The following is a 241-nucleotide window of genomic DNA, read 5'->3' on the forward strand; positions in this document are numbered from 1 at the left end:
TTCGTCCTGGTCAACAGGGTGCGCCGGTGCTTGTACAGCGGGTCATCTTTGCGTCCGCGGCGCCCGGTTGTCTCACGTTGGAGTCTTTGTCGGCAACTGGTGAGCTTGTCGGCTGCCAGATGCACCACATGGAAAGGGTCCATGACTTTGTCTGCTTGTGGTAGTTGCTCTTCGACTGCGGTGGCATAACCGGTGAACCCATCCATGGTCACCACCTGTATCTGCTCCCGGAAGCTGGGGT

The 241-nt window shown here is 58.5% G+C and carries 1 protein-coding gene; it reads right to left on the minus strand.

The features are described 5' to 3' along the window. Positions 1-241 (minus strand): transposase (locus tag QP363_RS13455; protein ID WP_284764863.1); only part of this gene is annotated, 241 nt, incomplete at both ends.

Origin of the sequence: Corynebacterium sp. UMB6689, assembly GCF_030215295.1 — a bacterium.
GTDB classification, from domain to species: Bacteria; Actinomycetota; Actinomycetes; order Mycobacteriales; family Mycobacteriaceae; genus Corynebacterium; species Corynebacterium aurimucosum.